Raw genomic sequence first — 23,017 nt, 5'->3', positions numbered from 1 at the left:
CAACGCTCACCAGAATGAATCCATGGACCCTCGCACGATCCGGGCGTATGACCGCGATGCTTCCGCGTATGCAGACGAATGGGAGCGGGAACAGGACACCCCGACGGACGTCTACGCACTTCTGAACGAGCATTTTCTCCCGGGCAGCGTCGCCGACATCGGATGCGGCAGTGGTCGCGACGCCGCCTGGTTGTCCGCCCGCGGATTCCAGGTCACCGGTTACGACGCTTCGGAGGAGCTCCTCGCCGAAGCGCGCAAGCGGCATCCCGGCATCCCCTTCGAACCGGGCACACTTCCCGCATTGGACGAGCTCGGCACGGCGACGTTCACGAACGTGCTGTGCGAAACGGTGATCATGCACCTTCCCGACGAGGAGGTCGCACCCGCGGTTTCGAGGCTCATCTCGCTGCTCTCACCGCACGGCGTGCTCTACCTGAGCTGGCGCGTGACCGACGGGAGCGATCGGCGCGACGGATCGGATCGACTGTACGCCGCATTCGATGCGTCCCGAGTGTTCTCCAACACCGCGGATTGCGACATCCTGGCGGACGACGAGGTGATCAGCGAATCGTCGGGCAAACGCGTCCGGCGCGTTATCCTCCGGGCGCCGGCACCGCAGCCACATTCAGGCCGGAAGCGCCCCGGCGACCACTCGCCCACGTGACACGACGGCCACGATGTTCGACGGCTCGAGGTCGGCGATGTCCTCCCACGGCCGCCCGCGCACGATGACGAAGTCCGCGACCGCGCCCGGTGCGATGCGACCGAGCGAGTCCGCACGTCCGACCGCTGCCGCAGCACGGGACGTCGCCGCCTGCAGGGTGCGCTCCGCACTCCACCCGAACAGCTCCGCCATCTTGCGGACCTCGGAGAGCTGATCGCCGAAGCCGACGTGGAAACCGTTGGCGTCGGTGCCGAGCACGAAGTCAACACCCGCAGCCGCTGCCGCGGCGAACCGCTCATCGCGCGAACGGACCAGGTCGGCCGCCGACGCGGCCTGCTCGTCGGACACGGGCACCCGGCGCTCGGCGATGGCGTCGTTGATGAGCAGGGTCGGTGCGATGGGGACACCGGCAGCAGCGATCGCGGAAGCCAGCTCATCGGTCATGTCCGTCGCGTGCTCGATGGAGTCGGCGCCGGAATCGAGTGCGATCCTGATGCCCTCGCGGGTGTGCGCGTGCGCCGCGACCAGCATCCCGAGGGCGTGCGCCTCATCGACGATGGCGTCGATCTCGGCTCGCGTGTGATTGCGCCACGACGGCTTGTCACCATCCGACAGCAAACCGCCGCTCGTTGCGATCTTGATGCCGCTCGCGCCGGCCCTGGCCCACGTCCGCACGAGCGCCCGGCAGGCGTCGGGGCCGTCGGCAGTCGGTTTGCGGAGCGAGGGATCGACTCCCGGCGGAACGAACATGTCGCCGTGTCCACCCGTCATGCTGACCATGCCGTGCGAGAGGATCCGCGGCCCCTCGACCAGCCCCTTGTCGATGCCGCGACCGAGCGAGAACTGGACGTCGTCCGCCGACAGGTCGCGCAGGGTCGTGATGCCGACGGCCAACGCCTGCTGCGCGTGCGCGAGCCCGTGAAGCACCTGCTCCTCCGGCCTCGTGACGAGCGGCCAGGTCAGGAAGTCGGACCGCGTCGACGAGGCGTTGCCGATCAGGTGCACGTGGGTGTCGATGAGCCCAGGGATCAGTGTGAGGCCGTCGCCCGACGGCGCGTCGCTCGGCGACACCTGCGCGATGACGGCGTCCGACGCGGACACCTCCCACCGCAGGTCGGTCGGTCCGAGGTGGCTGATGCCGTCCCAGACGTCGATGCCGGCGATGGCGGTGATGGGCGTGGAGGTGGAGCTGGCGAGCACGAGGTTCCTTGGATCGAGGTGGGTGTTCAGCCGCGTCGGGTGCGGCGTGGGACGAGTCGGCCGAGCGCTGCCGGCGGACGCATCCTGCTGCCGGCGACCACGAGGACCGCGAGCGTCACGAGATACGGTGCGGCGCTCGAGAGCTCCGACGGCAGCGGTACGAAGGCGAACACGAACAGCAGGATCACGCCAAGGATCAACGACGGCAGTCCAGCGCGCAGACGACGAGCGTCGCCCGGCTTCGCCAGTCGCAGCACGCCGAGAAGTGTGAATACGACCGCCAGCAGGAACACGAGCGCCCGCAGCGTCTCCGGACGGCCGAGTCCGACGGCATCGCTGAACCCGAACAACGCCGATCCGTAGAACACGCCGGACGGCATCCAGTTGCCGAAGATGAGGGTCGCGAGACCGATGAAGCCCGTACCGGCGGTCTGGTTCTCGATGTAGCCCTGCGAGATGAGGGTCAGGTAGCCACCCGCGAATCCGGCCAACGCACTGCCGATGAGCACACTCGCCCAGCGGATGCCGTGCACACTGCCGCCGAGCGCCTGCAGCGCGAGCGGCTCTTCACCGGCCGACCGCCAGCGCAGGCCGAACGGCGTCTTCCAGAGGATCCACGCCGTGATGGGGATGAGCACCAGGCCGATGATCGCCGCGACCGACACGTCGCGGGTGAGGCCGCCGAGCACACCGCCGAGTTGGGCGATGACGGGGGTCCCGGTGGACTCCATCGACTGCGCGATGTCGGGTGTGCCGAAGCCGCCGGAGAGGAACGGCAACGACACGTGCGGCACGTCGGCGCCGATGCGCGGCGAGCGTGCGACGCTTCCGCCGTCCATCTGGGTGAACACGATGTCGCTCGCGAAGCGGGCGACGGCGGCAGCGATGACGTTGATCGAGACACCGACGATGAGCTGGTTGATGCCCATCTCGATGCAGAGCACGGCCATCAGCACACCGAAGATGAGCCCGCCGATGATGCCACCGGCGAGAGCGGCCCACGGTCCGGCGAACGCGCCGAAGAGCCCGGCCATCCAGGTGCCGCCGATCATCATGCCCTCAAGGCCGACGTTGATGACACCGGAGCGTTCGGAGAAGAGGCCGCCCATCGCGACGACGGCGATCGGCACGGTCAGCCGGAGCGCTGAGCCCCAGGTCGACGATGCGGTGATGCCGGGCGCGTCGGCGAGGTACCGTGCGAGGATCAGGAGTCCGAGGCCGAAGAGCACCCAGCCGATCGCCTGACGGACCTTCTGCGTCGACGGACGCAGCCTGGGGGCCTCTTTGGGGTCGAGATCCGGAGCGTCGACCTGTGCGATGTCGATGCTCATCGTGCGACTCCTTCGCGTGCTGCAGAGGGGATCCTGCGTGTGACGGCCTGCCACAGCGCGATGCGACGATCGGCGCGCTCCGTCAGCCAGTAGCCGACGGCCGAACTCAACAGGACGACGGCGAGGAAGACCTGGCCGACCTCCGTCGGCAGCTGCACGAGGCCGAGCACCTGCGCACTACGTTCCACGAACGCGAGCACAAAGGCGCCTGCCGCCATCCCGATGGGGTGCTGGCGACCGAGCAGGGTGGCCGCGAGTCCGGTGAACATGAGGTCGCCAGGCAGTGTGCCGTCGAAGCGGCCAGCGACCGACAGCACGTGCGGGAGACCGACGAGGCCGGCGACCGCACCACTGATCAGCATCGCCTGCACGATCTTCCGGTTGACGCTGATGCCCGCGGACTCCGCGGCCTCCGGAGAGCGCGCCGCAACCCGCAGCGAGTAGCCGAAGACGCTGCGATCGATCACGAGGTAGTACACGATGCCCACCACGACCGCGACGATCACGAACGCCGAGATCGACGTCTGATTGCCGAGCCCGAGATCGACCAGCTCAGGCATCAGACCGTTCTCGTCGATGATCTTGGTACCGGTGTTCTGGCCGCCGCCCGAGCGGAAGACGTGGCTGAGCAGCACGGCGATGATGGTCGTCGCGATCGCGTTGAGCAGGATCGAGGTGATGACCTCGTTCACGCCCCGGTAGATCTTGAGCAGCGCCGGGATGAGTGCCCAGACAGCTCCGACCGCGCAGGAGACGAGCAACGTCAACGGGATGCGGATCGCCAGCGGGAACGGGAGGGACGCGGCGGCGACGGCGCCGGCGAGCGCAGCCATCCGGTACTGGCCGTCGACGCCGATGTTGAACAGGCCCATCCGGACGGCGAACGCGCCGGCGACGGCTGCGAGGTAGAGGGGAACCGCGTTGTTGAGGCTCGAGACGAGGGAGGCGGGCTCGATGCCGTAGTTCCACATCACGGAGAAGGCCGACCCGGCGCTGTAGCCGCCGACCGTCAGGAAGAGTGCGGTGACGCCGAGGGCGAGGAGGATCGAGACGATCGGGCCGGCCGCGGTGACGAGGATCCTGCGGGTCATCGGCTGTGGGTTCCCGTCATGTGTTCTCCGATTTCGGTGGCGGTGACGTGTCGCGGGTCGAGCTCTGCGACCACTCGCCCGCCGTACATCACGAGCAGGCGGTCGCTCAGCGCGAGCAGCTCGTCGAGGTCGGCTGAGACGAGGAGTGTGCCGAGACCGGCGTCGCGAGCCGAGACGAGCTCTGCCCACACGGCGCTCTGCGCGCCGACATCGACGCCGCGGGTGGGGTGCGCCGCGACGAGCACGGTCGGCTTGGAGCCGAGCTCGCGGCCGATGATGAACTTCTGCTGGTTCCCGCCCGAGAGCGATGCCGCGGTTGCGGACGGGCCTCCCCCGCGGACGTCGAATCGTTCGATGATGGCCTGCGCGGTCGCCGTGGCAGCAGACCTGCTGAACCACCAGCCGCGCTTGATGGGCTTGCGCTGCTGGTAGCCGAGGGCCGAGTTCTCGGCGAGCGAGAAGTCGAGCACGAGGCCGTCGCGATGACGGTCCTCCGGGATGTAGGCGACGCCGAGCGCGCGGCGATCCTTGGTGCGGAGGTCGTCGATCGCCCGGCCGTCGACGACGACGCTGCCCGAGTAGTCCGTGCGACCGAGCAGTGCCGAGAGCAGTTCGGACTGGCCGTTGCCCTCGACACCGGCGATGCCGACGATCTCGCCTGAGCGGACCTGCAAGGACACCTCGTCGAGCAACGGTCGCTCGCCAGGCGTCCCGACCGTCACGGCGACGGTCTCGAGGACGACCACGTCGCCGACGGGGATCTCACGCGGCTCGACCGTCGGCATCTCCACCTCGACCATGAGCGCCGCGAGTTGACGCGGCGTCGTCTCCGCCGGTGTGGTGTGGCCGACGACACGGCCGGCCCGGATGACGGTGATCTCGTCCGCGAAGGCGAGCACCTCATCGAGCTTGTGGGAGATGAAGATGACCGCTGCGCCGCGTGCGGTGAGCGTCCGGATGGACCGGAAGAGGGCAGCGGCCTCGCTGGGGACGAGCACCGCGGTCGGCTCGTCGAGGATGATGACGCGCGCCTCGCGGTAGAGCACCTTGAGGATCTCGACGCGCTGACGGTCGCCGACGCCGAGGTCACGGACCAGCGCATCCACGTCGATCTGGAAGTCGTTCGCCTCAGCCAACCGGGCGACATGGTCGCGCGCCGCCGCAGAGTCGAGGTGCCACGGGGTACCGGGTTCGTCGGCGAGGACGACGTTCTCCCAGACGCGGAGCGCGTCGGCGAGCAGGAAGTGCTGGTGGACGATGCCGATGCCGACCCGCTGGGCATCGCGGGGCGACCGGAAGTCGTGGGGCTTCCCATCGACCTCGATCGTCCCCTCATCGGCACGGACGTCACCGGCGAGCACCTTCATGAGCGTGGACTTGCCGGCCCCGTTCTCGCCCACGATCGCGTGGACGGTCCCGGGGCGGACGGCCACGTCGATGCGGTCGTTCGCGGTGAAGGTCCCGTACCGCTTGACGATGCCGGTCAGCCGGACCAGCGCTTCCTGCTCGGTCACGGTTACTTCAGGGCAGTCGGGACGGTGATGCCACCGTCGACGATCTGCTTCTTGACGGCTTCGAGCTTCGACTCGATGGAGTCGAGGTTGCCGCCGCTGGTCGAGTAGCCGACGCCGCCGGACTTGACGTCGTAGCGCTTCTCACCGGGCTTCAGGTCGCCCTTCTCGTACTCCTTGATGACGTCCTCGACGGCGACGTCGACGTTCTTGGTCGCCGAGGTGAGGATGTAGGGCTGGATGTCCTTGTCGACCTGCTTGTAGACGTCGCCGTCGACACCGATCGCCCAGACCTTGCTCGCCTGGGTGCTCGAGGACTTGGCCTGCTCGTAGACGCCCTGGCCGGAACCACCGGCAGCGGCGTAGATGACGTCGGCGCCGCCGGCGTACATCGATGCAGCCGCTTCCTTGCCCTTGGTCGGGTTGGAGAAGCCGGTGAAGTCGCCGAGCGGCGACAGGTAGGTGGAGTCGACCTGGATAGACTTGTCGACGGACTTGGCGCCGGCTTCGAAGCCGACGAAGAAGTCCTGGATCGAGGGCTGGTCGACGCCGCCGACGAAGCCGATGTGCTTCGTCTTCGAGGTCAGTGCCGCTGCGACGCCGACGAGGTAGGAGGATTCGTTGGCGGCGAACGAGATCGTGGTGCCGTCCGTGATCGTGGTGCCCTTGTCGGTGTCGATGTCGACGAACTTGGTGTTGCCGCGCTTGGTGGTCGACGTCATGGGCTGGGCGAACTGGAACCCGACGCCGATGGCGAGGTCCGCGTTCTGCGAGATGGCCAGGTTGATGCGGTCCTGGTAGTCGTCGGTGTTCGGGCTGGAGAGCTTCAGCTCCTTGAAGCCGAGGTCCTTCTGGGCCTTGGTGTAGCCGTTGTAGGCGCCATCCATGATGGAGAAGTCGCCGGTGGTGCCGTAGAGGAGCGCGATGGTGGGGGCGTCACTCTTGGCTGTGGTGCCGGTGGTGGCCGTCTTGCCGGAGCAGGCTGCGAGGAGGAGCGTCGCCGAAAGGGCGACGCCTCCGATGACGAGAAGACGACGGACAGAAGGTCGGGACACGGGATCTCCAGTATGTAATCGTTTGCCTGATGTTACACAAACATCAGGAGCGCTGAGGGAGGTGGCACGGGTAGGGGTGTCAGACTAGCTAACCATCAGTTCGTTTCGGTCGTGTTACCGTTTCCTGATCGCCAGGCAATCGATGTCATGAAATGCGTCATCTGTGCCAGTCTGTTGTGATGACGACGACCGATCAGACACCCGACGCCGGAGCCGCTGCCGACGCCCACACCGTCGACACCGTCATCCGCGGCGTGACCGTGCTGGCCCCCACCTCGCGTCCCGCCGTGGGCTACCCCGAGCATCCCGCCGACCGAGCGGCTCCCGCCGAGTTCCTGCCGGAGCACTCGATCGCGATCTCCGGCGGCACGATCGCCTGGATCCGTCCGGATGCGGAGGTCGACGTCGAAGCGCTCACCGCTGCGGGCGCCGTGATCCACGACGCCCCGGGTCGTGTGGCGATCCCCGGCATGATCAACACGCACACGCACTCGGCGATGACCCTGTTCCGGGGTGCGGCGGAGGACGTCCCGACCGCATCGTGGTTCAACGAGTACATCTGGCCGATGGAGGTCAACCTGACCGACCGCGACGTGCGGATCGGCACGCAGCTGGCCGTGGCGGAGATGCTGCTCGGCGGGGTGACCACGTTCGCAGACCACTACTTCTCGATGAACGAGATCGCCCGGGTCGTCGACGAGATGGGTGCGCGTGCCCTCCTCGCCGAGACGTACTTCTCCTCACAGGGCGCCGAAGGGCTCGACCGCAGCGCCGCCTTCGCCGCCGAGTGGAACGGCAAGGCCAACGGCCGGATCACCACGGCGCTCGGCCCGCACGCCGTGTACACGGTCGATGACGCCGACTTGCAGCGCACCGCAGACGTCGCCAGGCAGATCGGCGTGCGGAGCCACATCCACGCCTCGGAGACGATGTTCCAGACCGAGTCGCTGCTCGCGAAGCGCGGGGTGACGCCGATCCAGGTGCTCCACGACACGGGCATGCTCGACGCCGGCGTGGTCATCGGGCACGGCACGGGCATCATCGAGGACGATCTCCGATGGCTGACGCCGTTCGCAGACCGGGTCGGGATCGCCTGCTGCTCGAAGGTCTACCAGAAGCACACGCACTCTTCGACGCCGATCCGGATGCTGCACGACGCCGGGATCACGGTCGGCATCGGCACCGACGGCTGCGCATCGCACAACACGATGGACATGTTCGAGAGCGTCCGCACGATGTCGCTCGTGCAGAAGGACTGGCTGCGCGACGCCACCTGGATGACCTCGGCGCACGCCCTCGACCTGCTCACGAGGCAGAGCGCAGCCACGATCGGTCGGGAGCACGACCTCGGCTCCCTCGCGCCCGGCTATCAGGCGGACATCGTCCTGATCGACGTCCGGAAGCCGCACCTGCACCCCATGAACGACCTCGCAGCGGCGCTCGTATTGAGCGTCCGCGCGAGCGATGTGGAGACGGTGTTCGTCGCCGGCCGGAAGCTCGTCGACGACGGGCGGCTGACTTCGTTCGACCTCGCTCCGGTGATGTCGGAGATCACCGAGGCGATGCCGCGGCTGGTCGATCGTTCGCACGGAACCACGATTCAGACGTACGCTCCATAGTGATGGACGCTTTCCTCTCATCCTGGCCCGACGTCGCGGCGGCGTTCCGTCGATCGCACGGTCTCGCGATCCTGCCGTTCGGCGCGCTCGAACAGCACGGACCCCATCTACCCCTCGGGACGGACACGATCACGGCGCAGGCGGTGGCCGCGTCGCTCGCGGAACGTCTCGACGCCGTGCTGCTGCCGCCGGTGAACTACGGCGACACCTGGAACAACGCCGGCTACCCAGGCACGCTGTCGCTGTCCTCGGCGACGGTCACCGCCATCGCCACCGACCTCGGGCGCGCATTGGAGGCGTCCGGCGCGGGCGGGCTCGTGATCGTCAACGGCGACTGGGGCAACCGCAACCCGCTGTATGCCGCGACGCGGTCGTTGATCGCGTCCGGGTTCCCGACGGTCACGCTCGACTATCCGGGCATGGACAATGCGATCGCCGCCGTCCGCACGAGCCGCGCCGCAGCGCCCGGGCTGGCCCACGCGGAGGAGGTCGAGACGTCGTTGATGCTCGAACTCGCACCCGATGCGGTGTCCCTGTCGCGGGCGGTGTCCTGCTACCCGGACTTCCCGTCGGACTTCGGGACCACGCCGATGCAGTTGCACCGGTTCTCGCCATCGGGCGTGTTCGGCGACCCGTCCGCCGGAACCGCGGAGAAGGGCCGGGCGATCCTCGACGCCACGGTGACCGCATCGCTCGACGTGCTCACGGACTTCGTGAGCGGCATCCTGCACGCGCGTTCCTCACCGCAGGACCCTCAGGGGTCCGTATGACGCAGCCGACGCTCGCCGACGTCGCGACGGCCGCCGGGGTCTCCGTCGCGACCGCCTCTCGGGTGCTGTCCGGCGCACGATTCGTGTCCGACGACAAGGCGAAGGCGGTCCGCAAGGCGATTACCTCGCTCGGGTACCGGCACAACGCCGTCGCGAGTGCGCTGCGGAGCCAGCGGACCGAGACCGTGGGCCTCATCCTCCCCCGGTACAGCACCGGGTTCCTGTCGGCGTTGATCGAGTCGGTCAGCGACGCGCTCGACGATGCCGGGCTGTCGCTCGTGCTCCGCTATTCGTCCGATGGGGAGGCGCACGATGCCGACACCGTCGAGGCACTGCTCGCGCGCCGGGTGGACGGCATGATCATCTGCCCGCCCTCTGAGGAGGTCAGCCGCGACGCGATCGCCGCTGCCGGCCGGGTGCCCGTGGTGCAGGTCGGTCGGTTCATCTTCGGGAACTCGACGGACTCCGTGGGGCTCGACGATCACCGGGCGACGGATCTGCTCGTCGGCAGCCTTGCGGCCTCCGGTGCGCGGTCGCTGCTGTCGGTCGGTCTGTCGGCCGATGTGCCGGCAGACGCCCGCAGGATCGGCGCGCTCCGCGCATCGTGTGCCGTGAACGGTCTGACGTTCGTGGACGCGATCGAGGCGGACGCGGTGCTCGCCGGCGGCGTCGCGGCGGCGAACCGGCTTGTGGACACCGGGCTGGAGGTCGACGCCGTCGTGTGCGCGAACGACGACGTCGCCCACGGACTCACGACCGTTCTGCGGTTGAACTCGGTCGACGTCCCTGGGCAGGTGCAGGTCGCGAGCCTGCTCGACGTGTCGTTCGACGACGGCGATTCGCGGGCGATCACAACGCTGCGTCACCCATGGGAGGCCATGGGTCAGGAAGCCGTGCGGCTCTTGCTGGACGCGTTCGGCGGTGGCGGCACCGCCGGTGCGCGACGGGTGACGTTCGCCCCGCAGCTCCTGCTCGGTGCGTCGACGCGCGGTGTGACCGACTAGGACGAAACCGTCAGCAGCCAGGCGAAGCCAGCGAAGGACACCAGGCCGAGTGCCGCTCCGACGATCGAGCCGATGAGGCTGAACGTCGGCCAGGGGGCGCCGGGTTGGCGGCTCATCCTGATGCCCTGCGCGGCGAAGAGCAGCGGTACGAAGCAGGCGAGGACGGAGAACGACCAGCCACCGCCGTTCTGTGCCGTCGAGACGACGATGTAGATGGAGAACGCGGCGATCGCGATGCTGAGCATCGCGCACGCTCGCGCCGAGATGGCCTCATTCTTTGCGCTCACCGGCACAGACTATCGCTGTGGTCTCAGGTCACGCACGCACGGGTTGCTCCGCGACCCAGGCCAGACCCCACGCGTCCATCGCCTGCACCAGGCTGCGCAGCGATTCCCCCATCGGCGTGAGGGAGTACTCCACCCGCGGCGGCACTTCTGCGTAGACCTCGCGGTGGACCAGGCCGTCCTCCTCCAGTTCGCGCAGCTGGCGGGTGAGCACGCGGTCGGTGACCTCGCCGACGGCTCGACGGAGTTCCCCGTAGCGCAGTGTGTGATCCAGCAACTCCTGGATGATCGTGAGCTTCCAGCAGCCGCCGATGATGCTCACGGTCGTCTCCACGGAGCACACCGCGATCGCTGCGGCCGTCTTGTCGCGCATGTCACTATCCAATCTGTGAGTACAGGACAGAAAAGTGCATACTTACGCAATTCGAAGTGGCCTGCTTGACTAACGGTACGACGCGGATCCCCGATGAGCAACCGCTCCCGATCCGCCGGCTCGCGCCCTCCGCAAGCGCCGCTCCGCCGCGGTCACCACGGTGACACGGCGGTCCTCGGCGTGCCCGGGCGCAGTCGAATGCACACAGAACGAAGGACGAACAGCATGACGAAGCGCGCAACGGTGATCTGGGCGCACCCCCGGACCGACTCGCTCACCGCGACCATCACCTCGGATGTGATCGAGGAGCTCACCGCGCAGGGGTTCGAGGTCGATGAGATCGATCTGCACCGCGAGGGGTTCGATCCGCTCGTGCGGGAGGCGGATGAACCGGACTTCATCACCGTGGACAAGCAGTACACGCCGGAGGTCATGGAGCTGGCCGCGCGCACGAAGGCGGCCGATGCGCTGGTGTTCGTGTTCCCAGTGTGGTGGTACTCGGTCCCGGCGATCATGAAGGGCTACATCGACCGGGTGTGGAACTTCGGCCTGTTCTACGGCGAGGGGCGCCGGTCCGGCATCGCCGCAGCACGATGGATCGGGCTCGCCGGGGAGAGCGCGGAAGCGTTCCGCAAGCGCGAGTACGACGACATGATCGCGCGCAACCTCAACGTCGGCATCGCCGGTCTGTGCGGGGTCGGGGACAGCCGGGTCGTGCTGCTCCACGACACGCTCGGTGATGGCATCGACGATCTCGACGCCCACTACGCGGCGCTGCGCGCGCAGGCGCGTTCCGTGGCCGAGGAACTGGCCGGCACACTCGCGGTCGCGGAGGTCGGGGCGTAGCTCGGGTTGGGCTGCGGCCCGCGGGCTCGGTCTGCGGCCCGCGGGCTCAGTCCGCGGTCCGCGGGCTCGGTCCGCGGGTGTCCGCTGAGCTTCTGAGCCGATGCGCTGCTACCGTCGCCAGAGAGCCGGTGCCTTCGGGCCGACCCCTGCGCCAGGCAGTTGGGACGCGCAGGAGGGCAGATCGTTCCGCAGCCGATCTGCCCCACCCGGCCACGAAGGATGGAGTCACGCCGTGAACGATGAGCAACCAGACCTCGACTACTCGTTCCGCGGGATCCAGATGGTGTGGGGCGGCGTCGTGTTCGGCGCAGTGATCGCTTGGGTCGGGATCGTGGTCGCGATGTCGATCGGCGCCTACGGACCCGAGTACTCGATCACCTCCGGAATCGGGCAGTTCGCGCAGGGTTTCGCGATCATCGGTGGAGCACTCACCGGCGCTGCGGTTGGCGGGATCGCCGCAGGGGTGAGGTCCAACACCTCCGAGCGACGTGTGCCGATCGTGCGTCTCGCAACCGGGTGCGGCGTGGCGCTCCTGTCGGCGCTGCTGTTCGCCTGGACGACGGGTTCCTTGGAGAACCCGCGCACCGACATGCTGCTCCTGGCGTTGACGCTCGGCATCGCCGCGGGTGTGACGTGCGCCTACGTCCTCTTCCGTCGGAGGAGCGCGGAACCCTCCCGGCGAGCCATTTCCCACATCTGAGGGCGACCGTCACTCATCATCCAATCCTGACTATCGCCGAGGACGCGGACACAATCAGCGAGGTCTCTGTGAACGGTCGAACCAAATGCGACCACTCACAGAGACGATCTCATGCGGTTGCTTCGTCCGTGGCCACGATCGGAGGCACCGTCCACGTGCCGTCGAAGTACGCCGCCCGAGGGCGGTACAGGCGCACCAGGAGGTTCCAGCCCTGAGGCGTCGGAATGGCGTTCGGGAGGTTCGTGGTCGGATCGTCGACGAAGTGAACCGTGATGGAACCGTCTGCCGCCTGCTTCGCGGTGATGCTGTTGATCGTGTATCGGCCGGCGGGGTTGGGCTCGAAGTAGCCTTCGGCGTTGTAGACGGAGATCGACCAGAACGCGTCGGCCGGGGCGTCCCGCATCGTCATCGTGTAGCTGCCCGGTGCAAGGCCCGGGTCCACCCCCACATAGACGGCCTCCGACTCGGGCAGCCCGCCCCAGCCGGAAGCGGTCCCGATCAGGTGGCGCACCGGGCTGATCTCGTCTGCGGTGCCGAACATGCCGCGATAGCCGCCGACACCCTTCGCGAGCGTCAACAGGGCGCTCCGCGTCTCATCGAGCGATGCCGCGTCGTACTCGGTAAGAGCGTAGGGCTTCGACGATCGCGATTGGAGGCCGATGTGCTGCTGCAACGCACCGACGACGGCGAGATCGGCTTCATCGTCCGGATCGGCGAGGATGCGCACAGCGACGAGCACGTGGGGCGAGCCGAACTCCTCAGTCGTGAGCTCGAAGGATCCGGCCGTGTGGAAGATCCGGTTGATCAGGTGATCCTCGTTGACGATCATCGCGGAGATGTAGCGATCACCCGCGTCGGGGAGCGTCAAAGTTGCGCCGGCGCTGATGTCGGCGATGGCGAAGCTGTAGAGCGTGTCACGGTTCAGGCGCACCACCGTCTGCTCGTCGATCGACGCCGGCTGGGCGTTGTGACGGAAGGTGTTCACCCCACCCGCCGCGACCTGCAGCGCGGCGAACATGCGCCCCGTCTCTGCCTCCACGAAGTTGTCAACGTTCACGCGCTCGACCATCAGAGTCCCTCCACTCGGTAGTGGGCCCAACGCTATCGGGCGGGATGTCGGATGCTCAAGAGTCTTGGACCGCGCGGTGCGGACCGCGGGTAGCATGCATCACATGTCCATCACTCTTGAGAATGTCGGCATCGCGGTTCGCGACATCGAAGCGGCGGTCTCCTTCTTCACCGACCTCGGACTCACGGTCGTCGGTCGCGACACGGTGAGTGGCGAGTGGGCCGACACCGCCGTCGGTCTCGACGGCAACCACGCCAAGATCGCAATGCTGCAGACGCCGGATGGACGCGGACGGATCGAACTGTTCGAGTACATCCACCCTGATGCGATCGAAACCGAGCCGACCCTGCCCCACGAGATCGGCATGCACCGGGTGGCCTTCTCGGTCGACGACATCGACGAGGCGATCGCGATCGCGGCGAAGCACGGCTGCCATCCGCTCCGAGGAGTCGCGAACTACCAGGACGTCTACAAGCTCTCGTATCTGCGTGGTCCAAGCGGCATCATCGTGATGCTCGCGCAGGACCTGACGAAGGGGTCGACTGCCGACGCGGGTGCATGATCCGTTCCACTGACGACTGCGTTGGTACTCTGGCAATCGTGGCGGACGCGAATCAGGACCATTCGGCGAGGACTCCGACGAGTGTGCCTGCGGGACAGGCTCCACACACATCTCCCGTACTGCACGGGCACTGGGTGCTCGACGTTGATCGGGAGCGTCGCGCTGTCTACGACTTCGTGTGGGATCTGCGTCCATCGACCCTGCGTTGGCCATTCCTCGCCATCCTCTGCGCCCTCGTGACCATCGCCGCCGCGCTCATCCTGACAACCGGCATCGTGGTGGCGTGGTTCCTCACCGGGGTCCTTGCAGTCCTGCTGCTGCTCGTTGTGGTCATGCGTCTCGTGCTCAAGCACTCATTGCTGAAGAGCCTCACGCCGGCCGTTCCCGATGGCAGCGCCATCGACGTGACGCTCGATGCTTCCGGCTGGCACTCGCAGTCATCGAATCAGAGCCAGACCTACGCGTGGCAGGACTACGACCGCGCAGCAGTCGCGCATGGATATCTCATCGTGACGGCGTCGTGGAAAGGCAAGTGGATCCCCCGATCGCTCGTCTATGCACCACTCGTAGCCTTCGGTGACGACGCTGCAGCCGTGCCCGAGGTCATCGCGAGCTTCCTCCCGGAACTTCGTGGCGGAACACGCCTGAGATGACCGACCGCTGATGACGTGGTCCCGCGCGAACGGTGCGGGCAGCGGGATCACTGCACGAGCGCGAGCACCGCATCACTGAAACCCGCCGGGTCCTCCTGCGGCGGGTTGTGGCCGGCCCCGGGCAGCACAACGCGCTCGAAGGGGCCAGAGAAGTGGGACGCGTCCTCCGACGAGTCGAACCAGCCGAACCCGTCCGCTCCGCTGTCGATTGAGACGGTGGGCACGGAGATCGTCGGGCGCTCGGCGAGACGACGCTCGAGGTCGTCGTAGCGCGGGTCTCCGTCGACCAGTCCGAAGCGATGCCGATAGGAGTGGATGGCGACGTCGACGAAGTCCGGGTTGTGCAGGCTGGGTGCCGACGCCGCGAACGCGGTCTCCGCATCGGTCCACTCCGGCGACCAATCGCGCCACAGCGAACGACACAGATCCTCGCGGTAGCGTTCAAGACCGCGCCGGCCCCGCTCAGAGTGGAAGTAGTACTGATACCAGTCCAGTCGTTCATCGAGCGGGTCGGCCGGTTCGACAGACGCGGCGATGTCCTGGATGGGATAGCCGGAGACGGTGACCAACCCGTTGATCCGTTCGGGGAAGAGCGCTGCGGCGACACAGGCGGCGCGCCCGCCCCAGTCGTACCCGGCAACGATCGCACGCTCGATGCCGAGCGCGTCCAGGAGGTCGATCACGTCCCGACCGAGCGCTGCTTGCTGTCCGGAGCGCGGCGTCTCGTCGGACAGGAATCGCGTGGGGCCGTAGCCACGGAGATAGGGCGCGATGACCCGCATCCCCGCCTGCGCCAGTCGAGGGGCCACCTCGTCGTAGGAACGAACATCGTAGGGAAACCCGTGCAGGAGCACGATGGGCTGGCCATCCGCGTCGCCGAGCGACTCGTACCCGATGCGGAGCAAGGGTGTGTCGACGAACTCGACGTCACTGATTGGCATTCCGGCGTCCTTCGTTCTACTGGCTCGGTCGGTGTCGTTGACCGCTATATGTAGGTTATGGCCAGGACGTTGGGCTGGCGGGTGTGCGCTTGAGGCGACGAGCTACGGAATCCGACAAGCTCGGGGTTCCTCACGCGACGACCTGACTCGCGCGAGTGTCGAGAAATGAGTTCGCAGCACCCGGACGAAGACCGGACCTACGCGTTGCTGCCTGTAGTCGGAGGCCCTGTGATTCACTGGGTCCATGCGCATCGAGGAACCGAGCAGTTTCCCGCCAGAATCTGACACGATCATCGCCCCGATCTACCGTGTTGACTTCTGGAGCCTCGATCCTGGTCTCGTCGTCAACACCGTCAGAGTCCACGACGCGAGAGATGTCCACGAGGTGGAGAACTGGGCCAAGAGACAACGACGAAGCCAATACATCATCTATAGCGAGGTCCAGGCGACACAGAACGCTGTCATCTACGTCCGCGTCGCCGGCTTTGAGCCATTCATCACCGACGCCCCGGTTGAACACTTCATTTCCGACCCGGCGGAGGTCGAACTGGTACGCAAGCTCATCGAGACCTGACCATCAGCACCGGGCCAAAGTGCCTCGCCGATCCGACGCACGCCAAGACAACCTCATTGCCTCGCTAACCCGAGAGCCGCCGACGACACCGTCGGGTGAGCACTGGACTGCTCCACGCTTGGTGCGCGTCCGTTGCCGCGTGGCGCTTGCACAACTCCTTGTCGTCAAGCTTGCTGACTCTCCCACTGCGAAACGGTGAAGTGAGATATATTGCGCCGGATCAGGATGTCACCCTCACAATCTCATGATGCCGGGTCCCATGCCGTTTCGTCGGGCCACGGACGTCGGGCAGCCTGTGACCGGGATGCGAGCGCAAAGTTCGCTTGCGCGTCGAAGAACTCTAGCCATCGACTTAGGACGTCAGGGTCCGCGATTCGACCGCCGATTTGTACGTCGCCTTCGCCCGAACTAACCTCGATGCACTCCCAACCACCTTCGCTCTGCGCGAATCGATATGTGAGCTGTTCCCATGCGGGATCTACGTAAATCACCTGCGCGTCCGCCTCGTCGAGCACTTCACCGCTTAGAACACACGTCACGTCAGAACCGCTGACAAATTGGCTCTCCCTGTAGCGATCGCGGCGATCGCTCACAGCATGGCGCAAAGCGTCTTTCACATCTACTTTCGGCGATGGGCCGGCTATGGCTGCGTTATAACCGAAGTCGGCGGTGGTGCCGTCTACCCGGCGAATCCAGATACCTCGCCCGCTCCAGTAGCGAACACTACCTTCCAGTTGCTCTGTTCGCCCAATGTAGAAACTATCGACTCCGACACCGGTCTTTTCCTGCGCGCGCTGATGTTGCTCAAGAAGCTCGCGAAGCATCGCCTCATGCAAAGGGTCGCTAACACGCTCATCCAGATCGTAGGCATGCAAAATTGCCTTGAAAGCGGCCTTCGCCGCCGAAATGGTATCCCAACGAAACGTTCGCAAGACTACCGGTTTGGCCACCATCGTTTGCCCTTCAAATGACGTATGTCCGACTCGTGTGTGGACTACCCGAGGTTTGCTCGCCTGCGCGACACATCCAGGATTTCAGCGACAACGAGAGCCGGCAAATCTAGGGCTCTGACGTCATGCGATGCGATCCACGCGAGCGATTCCGCGGGGGTGAGGTCATCGCCGACAATGTGTTCGGAGAGCGCCACCACGCTTGTCCGCGAAAGGCCGAGACTCATCATCGACACCTCTGTGCCGCGCGAAACATCAAGTTCCATCATCATCGCGATATCTCGCGTGTCATCGTGCTCCGCACCGGATGGAATCGCCTCATTAAGGACGTCGGCGTAGCATGCAAGGAACAGCGGCCCTTCGAAGCGCGCGTACTGCTCGACGTCTCGAAGTACGTTCCGGATCTCGACCGCAAGGGTAAAGTCTTTCCCGGCTTTGCGCAAGTATCGCAATCGGCTCCCGATTAGGACGGCGAGAGGTTTCCCTTTCATCCATTCCACGAAGAGCAGCGCGAGAGAGAAATGACGGGCTTCGTTCTGGGTGAAGTCAGCGCCCAATAGTCTGAAGCAGATCGCGATGGCACGCATATATGAACTGACCGCGTCTAAGCTCTCAGGCGCAACCAATTCAAAGGAATCTCGATGGTCCGCCGTTCGGAAGTCTTCGTACAAGCGCTGTATCGAGATCGGGCTGATACCTGCATGAAGCTGAAGCGTGTCCTCGGACACTGTCAAGCCAGCCAACTTCTCGTCAACGAGTTCGGATAGCACGGTCGACTCGTCCACGGTGAGTCGCATCCATGGCAGATCCGCGAGTTCGCGGCCCTGCCGTCGTGCCGACGTGAGGATACCGAAGAGTGCCTGAAGGATGGGATCTGAACGCGTCGCATCGACGGGCGTGTCGTCTGCGATGTATTGACGTAGGTCGTCGAAATCTCGCGAAATAACATCGGTCGCTCTTGCCATCGGCAGGCGTGTGCGGCGAATCGGAACTTCAAGCCAGGTACTTTCCGCCGCGGTGTCGATGCACACAATGTTGCCCTGGAACTCAACCCCCCATCGGCCCGCCCGACCGGCAAGATTCCAGAAGTCCGACGCTGACATCAGCACCTTGTTCCCCTTGCGAGGCGCCCTGACGAAGAGGTTCTGGCATGGCAGGTTCACTCCTTCGAGGAGAGTCGAGGTGCAGACGAGGTAGCGAACGTCCCCGCTGCGAAAAAAGTCTCTCCACTGCCTCACGAACAAGCAGCGGCATGTTGCCGTAATGGAATGCGACGCCTTGCTTTAGATAATCAGCAAGGAGGTATTGAGGGTGGATCGTCTTCTCAATGAGTTCAATTACCTCCAGCGTCGCTTCTGACACCTCCCAGTTCGATGCCGAAAGCGCATCGCAAATCTGTCCAGCGGTCTTCTCTGCATCACTTGGACCGTTGGCATATACAACGTTGCCGGAGTGTTTGCCTCCAAGCGCAACTGCAACGAGCGAGAGCCGCTTACTCTCAGGAACGGGCCTTGCAGGTAGGTCGAACTCCCCGATAGGCACTCGTTCGCCGCTCACAAGAGCGATCATGTTCCACAACCTAGTATTGCCTGGTTGCTGGTTTACGTGAATGAGAGTCTGATTCACGGTGACCGTTTCGCTGACCAGAGCCGTCGATGGACCGGGCACTCCTTCGACCAGTAGCCCTGGGTTCGAAGTGAGCGGACTTGCGAAGATAATCTTGGGTTCACCCCGGCGCGCAGCTTCGTCAATGGTTCTCTGAAGAAGCACTCCACGTGCTCCGTCGTTCAGTTTCTGCGCCTCGTCCACGAAGATGAGGTCGAATGTCATCTCTGGCCGCTTGCGCAACAGAATGTGCAGTCGCTCTTGGGTGAGAACAAAGAGTTCGTGCGGCTTTTGATCAACCCTCATGTCCCACGGCATTGTGGTGACAGTTGCTCGATCGCCGAGAGCGCTCTCCAACTCCCTGCTGACTTCTTCAATCAATGCACGAGTAGGAACCAGATACACGGCACGGTATTGGGGTTGAGAAGCGATCTGCTTCTCCAGCCACAGCCTGACGATGTGGGATTTACCGGCCGAAGTCGGAGCAGAGACGCTGGTCCACCTCGATTTCTCGGCGGAACTCCAGAACTGACGCTGGAAGTAGTTAACCGGTACCCGATGGTCACCTCCATCGACGCTGAGTTCCAGAGTCCTCCGAATAAGATCGAGCGACAACGGACTCGCGCTGACTCCATCCTCGCTGTCAGCTGCAAGCCCTTTCTTGTGCGCGAGCTCTGCCGCGCGCTCGTTGCCGAGGCGCCGGAGCAGGTATTCAGCGGCTTCCTTCTGTCCCGCTGACGCGGCAATGTCCTGCACGCACCCTTGCACGATCCTGAGAGCACCGGACTGCACCGCTTCCGGCGCTTCAAGGGTGACAAGGCTCGCTACAAGCAGATAGCGGTCCCAATCAACGCTTGTTATGACCGCCTCCGGTCGCACATCGGCGAAAAAGCTAAGCGCAGATTTCAGCGTCGACAGCCGAACACCGTCCGTGAACGCTGGGAGGGCGGCTACTTTGCCCCAGTATTCGTCGTCGTTCATTTGTGCCTCAGTAGATCGTTAAACGCGGTCCGCAACCTATCGGCTGACGGCAAGGGCATACAGAAGAACTCGATTTCGAAGTCGCAAATGTCGCGGTTCAGCACTCTTGTCCCTACGCTCTTCGCCCATGCGTTCACGCGCTCTTCGACTGCCGCGAGCATTGTGATCTCATCTTCTTCGAAGGGGTGACCATACGCATCGTGGGTGAATCCGACGAGGCATGCGCCCCGAACCTCGAGGTTCAGCCGCTCTGGTGCATCATCAGTGAAGTATTGGACGAGCTCTAGCGAGAGCTCTCGATCTCCGGCGTCCACACCTTCCCTGACAAGGACGAGATCGCGATGCGCAGCTCCCGTCCCGTCGTCCAGAAGAAACGGTGCGATGCTCGAAAAGCACTCTGTCATCGCCGCCTGCACATCTGTATAGAGCTTTGACTCACCCCAGTACACAGCGAGGCCGCCATTCTCGCGCCTCCCGGCGTGTATGCCGTCAACCCCATGAATCGGCATTTTTGAGTTTGTCTTCAAGGGCATCTTGCATAGCACCTGCGGTAGATTTAGCTCCGCCTCAAGCAGGAAGTAGAGGAGGAGCTCTCCTCCCTCGCCGGAAGTGTCCGAGTCGATGAACAAGCGACGAGCTTCTTCCTGCAACATCATCATTTGTGCGTTGCCGCCCTCGCGGTCATCGCGCGTACGCGCCTCAAGAAGGCGCGTACGCGGAATGCAATAATCTGCAATTCGGTAGTAAAGATGGTGGGCCAAGGCCGCGGTGCGGTCACGCCCGTTCCCGTCTAGCGCCAGCCAATGCACACGATAGTTCACACGTGTGTCAGGGATTGCCCGTTCTCCAATTACGTGGAAGAACGCCCCAATCTGCTCACGTGTCCCGGCAGCGATGTCGTCGAGAGCTGCGAGTTGCGTCATCAAGTCCAGCTCAGCGCTTTGAGGACTCGGTGGAACAGGCGACGCGGCTTACGTACTCGCAGCGGATGCTTGAACGGTCGTTGGCAGAGTCGCTCTTACCCAAACGGCGAGACTCATCTCGCGGGAGCGCAATTGTCATAGCCAACATCATAGTGGGGCCACCAACCTATTTGCGGGCTGCAGGACGACCAAGTCTTGTCGGCGTCGATCTCCGGAAACGGGTTCCATCAGACAAGTGCAAGCTGAGCTCCTAGCAGCGCGGAGGCTTGATCACTCGGCGCATGCGCGCCCTGGACAGGCAGTCCACACCGGAATCATCGACAAGCGCCCGCAAGTGCCGTGCGATACGCAGCCAAGCTCGTCCAGACTGCAACACAAGCGCGCGTCTCGAAACCCATGCGCCGTGAGAGACTGGCTATGACGCTCTCCGATGGTTCTCTGCAATAACAGCGATCACGTCAAGAAGCCCGGTCGCACGATGCGCTGCTCGGTGTCCGCGGCTCCGACGACCCACCGCCACAGAAGCGATTTCACGTTAGCGGGTATTTCATCCCACTCGAGCCACTGCGCTAACTCGGCACGAACGTATGGAGCTTTCGCTCCAGCTTTGTCCGAAGCAGCAAGGGCGGTCCCCTTTGAACCCATCCTTGCCATCAACTCGTGGCAATTCACCGCGTTAATGTCACGTTCATTCGCGAACTGAACTGCGCGCGCATCAGACACGTTCTCGAGCATCGAATACTCGAGGTCAATCGCACTGAAATGCACGGGCACGTCCGCGGCGAGCGCGGCTCTGTTTACAGCAACCGTTCTAGCGGAGAGTTCCACGGAATTCTGCGAACCAGCCTTAACGTCCAGGCCAGACGTCATGTTTGCGATAGCTGTTGCTAGAGCGGCGGGCACCACAACACCAGACTCCCTAAGCGCTCTCGTCACGTCGGCCCCTGCATCAATCGAGTCCGCGCAGATGATGACGTTATAGGCGAATTCCCCCGACCCCTGATTAACGAAGCGACGCAAGAGGCGAAGCCACGGCCCAAAAGATGTCTTACTGCCAGTTGCGCACACCCGCATTCTATTTAGAACGGATGGCGGAAGGTGTTCATAAAGCTGCCGACGCAGGCCCTCGAAAAACGCCACATCGCCTGGCCCCTCCACGAGAAGAAGGCTTCGATCAAACATCCCGAGCGAAACCAGAGACGATAGAAAATACCGGTCTTTTGCGTCTTGAATCCCCGAGACGGCGGCGGCGGGGTACGCAGCATGGGATCTTAGGACAACGACGTCCGACGGGGACACTTCTGCAAGAATGGCACTGCTGTGAGTTGTCGCGATCGTTTGCGTCCGTGCCCTTCCAAAAATCTGCTGCGCGATCGTCCGCTGCGCACTCGGATGCAGGAAAGCCTCGGGTTCCTCAAGAAGAAGGAGCTGACGAGAGTCGCTCGCGAGCGACAACTGCGCAACTGCCATAGTCAATACGCTCTGAAGCCCTGCCCCTAAGCTCTCAACAGCCACGGTTTCGGAATCATGTTCGCCCGTGCTGAATCGAGCCTCCATCTGACGAACTACCAAATCGACCAGGTCAGCGGGCAGAATGCTCGCGCTGAAAGTCCCGCTCGGCTCAAATCCTCCTTGGATGAGGCACTTCGCATCGTTCCAAACACTATTGGCGATATTGCTCGCATCTCGACTTAGTCGATCCGCTGCGTCTCCTGTCGCCTTTGGAACGCCGGCTGGTCTCCCTAGCCCGTCGTAGATCATTCGTTCCTCGAGTCGCTTACGGAGCGCAGCCCTCAGAAGCTCCGCGAAAAGTGCCGAGCTTCCATCTCGCGTCGCAGGAATATAAAGGCATGTGTACTCGTCCTGTAGACGATCGATCAGCTCGGTAGCTCTCGCTTCCGTCTGCGGGGCTTCTCCTCGTTCCGGCGGCCCCAGGCGTGCGAAATTATTCCCCTGGCGGAACTGGATCCGAACTTCTGCGATCCCGTCCTGGTCGGCGGCGTATTTACGCGCCGAGCGCCCGTCGCTGATATGGATTCGAAGAAAGATTCGGCGAGCCCGATTTCGAGTCGCCCTCGCAGGGAGCAGCAGTTGCTGTTCGACTCGCGTCAAACTTCGGAGACCTGCCAGCAGCCGCTCGTCGAGGGTGTTGAGCACCCAATTGATAGTGCGGAGCAGCGACGTCTTGCCCGAATTGTTCTCGCCTATGAGGAGGGCATCCTTCTCGAGATTGAACTCCGTGGTAGTGAAACCGCCGATGTTTTCCAGTCTCATGCTCACTAGGCGCATTTTCATTGTTGCTTCCCCCTCT

23 protein-coding genes are annotated in these 23,017 nt (G+C 64.5%); 9 read left to right on the top strand and 14 right to left on the bottom strand.

Going from position 1 to position 23,017, the window contains the following annotated elements; translation table 11 throughout:
- Window positions 1-22: 22 nt before the first annotated feature.
- Window positions 23-664 carry a class I SAM-dependent methyltransferase gene (locus ACL9RL_RS00375; RefSeq protein ID WP_422778223.1) on the top strand — a complete coding sequence of 214 codons (642 nt, stop codon included), beginning with the start codon at window positions 23-25 and terminating at the stop codon, window positions 662-664.
- Here the strand turns inward: ACL9RL_RS00375 and ACL9RL_RS00370 are convergent.
- The 5 genes from ACL9RL_RS00370 to ACL9RL_RS00350 are packed head-to-tail and all read right to left on the bottom strand — an operon-like array spanning window position 626 to window position 6,852.
- Complete coding sequence (locus tag ACL9RL_RS00370) at window positions 626-1,864, bottom strand: amidohydrolase family protein (RefSeq protein ID WP_422778222.1); 1,239 nt, start codon at window positions 1,862-1,864, stop codon at window positions 626-628. The two genes, ACL9RL_RS00375 and ACL9RL_RS00370, sit on opposite strands and share 39 nt — an antisense overlap.
- A gap of 26 nt (window positions 1,865-1,890) precedes the next feature.
- Complete coding sequence (locus ACL9RL_RS00365; RefSeq protein WP_422778221.1) at window positions 1,891-3,195, bottom strand: ABC transporter permease; 1,305 nt, start codon at window positions 3,193-3,195, stop codon at window positions 1,891-1,893.
- Window positions 3,192-4,286: an ABC transporter permease gene (locus ACL9RL_RS00360; protein WP_422778220.1), complete on the bottom strand. Its 1,095-nt coding sequence runs from the start codon at window positions 4,284-4,286 to the stop codon at window positions 3,192-3,194. Before ACL9RL_RS00360 ends, ACL9RL_RS00365 begins: the two co-directional genes overlap by 4 nt.
- Window positions 4,283-5,800, bottom strand: a complete 1,518-nt coding sequence (locus ACL9RL_RS00355; protein WP_422778219.1) for an ABC transporter ATP-binding protein — start codon at window positions 5,798-5,800, stop codon at window positions 4,283-4,285. Before ACL9RL_RS00355 ends, ACL9RL_RS00360 begins: the two co-directional genes overlap by 4 nt.
- Window positions 5,801-5,802: 2 nt before the next feature.
- Window positions 5,803-6,852 carry a BMP family lipoprotein gene (locus ACL9RL_RS00350; RefSeq protein WP_422778218.1) on the bottom strand — a complete coding sequence of 350 codons (1,050 nt, stop codon included), beginning with the start codon at window positions 6,850-6,852 and terminating at the stop codon, window positions 5,803-5,805.
- Between the two features lie 179 nt (window positions 6,853-7,031).
- Between ACL9RL_RS00350 and ACL9RL_RS00345 the strand changes: the two genes are divergently transcribed.
- From ACL9RL_RS00345 to ACL9RL_RS00335, 3 genes are read left to right on the top strand one after another with little or no spacing between them, the layout of a single operon-like run.
- Window positions 7,032-8,471, top strand: a complete 1,440-nt coding sequence (locus ACL9RL_RS00345) for an amidohydrolase (RefSeq protein WP_422778217.1) — start codon at window positions 7,032-7,034, stop codon at window positions 8,469-8,471.
- Between the two features lie 2 nt (window positions 8,472-8,473).
- Window positions 8,474-9,241 carry a creatininase family protein gene (locus ACL9RL_RS00340; protein ID WP_422778216.1) on the top strand — a complete coding sequence of 256 codons (768 nt, stop codon included), beginning with the start codon at window positions 8,474-8,476 and terminating at the stop codon, window positions 9,239-9,241.
- Window positions 9,238-10,245, top strand: a complete 1,008-nt coding sequence (locus ACL9RL_RS00335; protein ID WP_422778215.1) for a LacI family DNA-binding transcriptional regulator — start codon at window positions 9,238-9,240, stop codon at window positions 10,243-10,245. The genes ACL9RL_RS00340 and ACL9RL_RS00335 overlap by 4 nt, the downstream gene beginning before the upstream one ends.
- On the opposite strand, the gene ACL9RL_RS00330 is transcribed toward ACL9RL_RS00335, so the two are convergent.
- Both ACL9RL_RS00330 and ACL9RL_RS00325 read right to left on the bottom strand, forming a co-directional pair.
- Entirely contained in the window at window positions 10,242-10,532 is a 291-nt protein-coding gene (locus ACL9RL_RS00330) for a hypothetical protein (RefSeq protein WP_422778214.1), read from the bottom strand. The genes ACL9RL_RS00335 and ACL9RL_RS00330 overlap by 4 nt on opposite strands.
- A gap of 28 nt (window positions 10,533-10,560) precedes the next feature.
- Entirely contained in the window at window positions 10,561-10,902 is a 342-nt protein-coding gene (locus ACL9RL_RS00325) for a winged helix-turn-helix transcriptional regulator (protein ID WP_422778213.1), read from the bottom strand.
- A gap of 225 nt (window positions 10,903-11,127) precedes the next feature.
- Here ACL9RL_RS00325 and ACL9RL_RS00320 point away from each other — a divergent pair, with 225 nt between their 5' ends.
- On the top strand, window positions 11,128-11,748 hold the full coding sequence (locus tag ACL9RL_RS00320; RefSeq protein WP_422778212.1) for an NAD(P)H oxidoreductase: 621 nt from the start codon (window positions 11,128-11,130) through the stop codon (window positions 11,746-11,748).
- A 232-nt stretch (window positions 11,749-11,980) separates the two neighbouring features.
- Window positions 11,981-12,448: a hypothetical protein gene (locus tag ACL9RL_RS00315; protein ID WP_422778211.1), complete on the top strand. Its 468-nt coding sequence runs from the start codon at window positions 11,981-11,983 to the stop codon at window positions 12,446-12,448.
- A 109-nt stretch (window positions 12,449-12,557) separates the two neighbouring features.
- Here the strand turns inward: ACL9RL_RS00315 and ACL9RL_RS00310 are convergent, their stop codons facing one another.
- Window positions 12,558-13,505 carry a DUF1214 domain-containing protein gene (locus ACL9RL_RS00310; protein WP_422778210.1) on the bottom strand — a complete coding sequence of 316 codons (948 nt, stop codon included), beginning with the start codon at window positions 13,503-13,505 and terminating at the stop codon, window positions 12,558-12,560.
- A gap of 115 nt (window positions 13,506-13,620) precedes the next feature.
- Here ACL9RL_RS00310 and ACL9RL_RS00305 point away from each other — a divergent pair, with 115 nt between their 5' ends.
- On the top strand, window positions 13,621-14,079 hold the full coding sequence (locus tag ACL9RL_RS00305; protein WP_422778209.1) for a VOC family protein: 459 nt from the start codon (window positions 13,621-13,623) through the stop codon (window positions 14,077-14,079).
- 134 nt (window positions 14,080-14,213) lie between these two features.
- Window positions 14,214-14,732 (top strand): hypothetical protein, encoded by a 519-nt coding sequence (locus ACL9RL_RS00300; RefSeq protein ID WP_422778208.1) that lies wholly within the window; start codon window positions 14,214-14,216, stop codon window positions 14,730-14,732.
- A 47-nt stretch (window positions 14,733-14,779) separates the two neighbouring features.
- On the opposite strand, the gene ACL9RL_RS00295 is transcribed toward ACL9RL_RS00300, so the two are convergent.
- Window positions 14,780-15,673: an alpha/beta fold hydrolase gene (locus ACL9RL_RS00295; protein WP_422778207.1), complete on the bottom strand. Its 894-nt coding sequence runs from the start codon at window positions 15,671-15,673 to the stop codon at window positions 14,780-14,782.
- 244 nt (window positions 15,674-15,917) lie between these two features.
- On the opposite strand from ACL9RL_RS00295, the gene ACL9RL_RS00290 reads away from it, so the two are divergent.
- Window positions 15,918-16,247, top strand: a complete 330-nt coding sequence (locus tag ACL9RL_RS00290; RefSeq protein ID WP_422778206.1) for a hypothetical protein — start codon at window positions 15,918-15,920, stop codon at window positions 16,245-16,247.
- A gap of 242 nt (window positions 16,248-16,489) precedes the next feature.
- Here the strand turns inward: ACL9RL_RS00290 and ACL9RL_RS00285 are convergent, their stop codons facing one another.
- From ACL9RL_RS00285 to ACL9RL_RS00265, 5 genes are all read right to left on the bottom strand, one after another.
- Complete coding sequence (locus ACL9RL_RS00285; protein ID WP_422778205.1) at window positions 16,490-17,200, bottom strand: DCL family protein; 711 nt, start codon at window positions 17,198-17,200, stop codon at window positions 16,490-16,492.
- 41 nt (window positions 17,201-17,241) lie between these two features.
- On the bottom strand, window positions 17,242-18,300 hold the full coding sequence (locus tag ACL9RL_RS00280; RefSeq protein ID WP_422778204.1) for a hypothetical protein: 1,059 nt from the start codon (window positions 18,298-18,300) through the stop codon (window positions 17,242-17,244).
- On the bottom strand, window positions 18,245-19,783 hold the full coding sequence (locus tag ACL9RL_RS00275; RefSeq protein WP_422778203.1) for a DEAD/DEAH box helicase: 1,539 nt from the start codon (window positions 19,781-19,783) through the stop codon (window positions 18,245-18,247). Before ACL9RL_RS00275 ends, ACL9RL_RS00280 begins: the two co-directional genes overlap by 56 nt.
- Entirely contained in the window at window positions 19,780-20,706 is a 927-nt protein-coding gene (locus ACL9RL_RS00270; protein WP_422778202.1) for a HamA C-terminal domain-containing protein, read from the bottom strand. Before ACL9RL_RS00270 ends, ACL9RL_RS00275 begins: the two co-directional genes overlap by 4 nt.
- Window positions 20,707-21,159: 453 nt before the next feature.
- Window positions 21,160-22,986, bottom strand: coding sequence for an ATP-dependent nuclease (locus ACL9RL_RS00265; protein WP_422778201.1), 1,827 nt, complete (start codon window positions 22,984-22,986; stop codon window positions 21,160-21,162).
- Window positions 22,987-23,017: the final 31 nt, after the last annotated feature.

The organism is Plantibacter sp. Mn2098, from assembly GCF_049319745.1.
In the GTDB taxonomy this organism is placed as follows: domain Bacteria; phylum Actinomycetota; class Actinomycetes; order Actinomycetales; family Microbacteriaceae; genus Plantibacter.
This window is presented reverse-complemented; position numbering and strand designations above follow the sequence as displayed.

Coding starts and splice junctions, on each gene's coding strand:
- ACL9RL_RS00375 (WP_422778223.1), top strand. CDS start 23: ATGGACCCTCGCACGATCCGGGCGTATGACCGCGATGCTTCCGCGTAT.
- ACL9RL_RS00365 (WP_422778221.1), bottom strand. CDS start 3,195: ATGAGCATCGACATCGCACAGGTCGACGCTCCGGATCTCGACCCCAAA.
- ACL9RL_RS00360 (WP_422778220.1), bottom strand. CDS start 4,286: ATGACCCGCAGGATCCTCGTCACCGCGGCCGGCCCGATCGTCTCGATC.
- ACL9RL_RS00345 (WP_422778217.1), top strand. CDS start 7,032: ATGACGACGACCGATCAGACACCCGACGCCGGAGCCGCTGCCGACGCC.
- ACL9RL_RS00340 (WP_422778216.1), top strand. CDS start 8,474: ATGGACGCTTTCCTCTCATCCTGGCCCGACGTCGCGGCGGCGTTCCGT.
- ACL9RL_RS00335 (WP_422778215.1), top strand. CDS start 9,238: ATGACGCAGCCGACGCTCGCCGACGTCGCGACGGCCGCCGGGGTCTCC.
- ACL9RL_RS00325 (WP_422778213.1), bottom strand. CDS start 10,902: ATGCGCGACAAGACGGCCGCAGCGATCGCGGTGTGCTCCGTGGAGACG.
- ACL9RL_RS00320 (WP_422778212.1), top strand. CDS start 11,128: ATGACGAAGCGCGCAACGGTGATCTGGGCGCACCCCCGGACCGACTCG.
- ACL9RL_RS00305 (WP_422778209.1), top strand. CDS start 13,621: ATGTCCATCACTCTTGAGAATGTCGGCATCGCGGTTCGCGACATCGAA.
- ACL9RL_RS00295 (WP_422778207.1), bottom strand. CDS start 15,673: ATGCCAATCAGTGACGTCGAGTTCGTCGACACACCCTTGCTCCGCATC.
- ACL9RL_RS00290 (WP_422778206.1), top strand. CDS start 15,918: ATGCGCATCGAGGAACCGAGCAGTTTCCCGCCAGAATCTGACACGATC.
- ACL9RL_RS00285 (WP_422778205.1), bottom strand. CDS start 17,200: ATGGTGGCCAAACCGGTAGTCTTGCGAACGTTTCGTTGGGATACCATT.
- ACL9RL_RS00280 (WP_422778204.1), bottom strand. CDS start 18,300: ATGTCAGCGTCGGACTTCTGGAATCTTGCCGGTCGGGCGGGCCGATGG.
- ACL9RL_RS00275 (WP_422778203.1), bottom strand. CDS start 19,783: ATGAACGACGACGAATACTGGGGCAAAGTAGCCGCCCTCCCAGCGTTC.
- ACL9RL_RS00270 (WP_422778202.1), bottom strand. CDS start 20,706: ATGACGCAACTCGCAGCTCTCGACGACATCGCTGCCGGGACACGTGAG.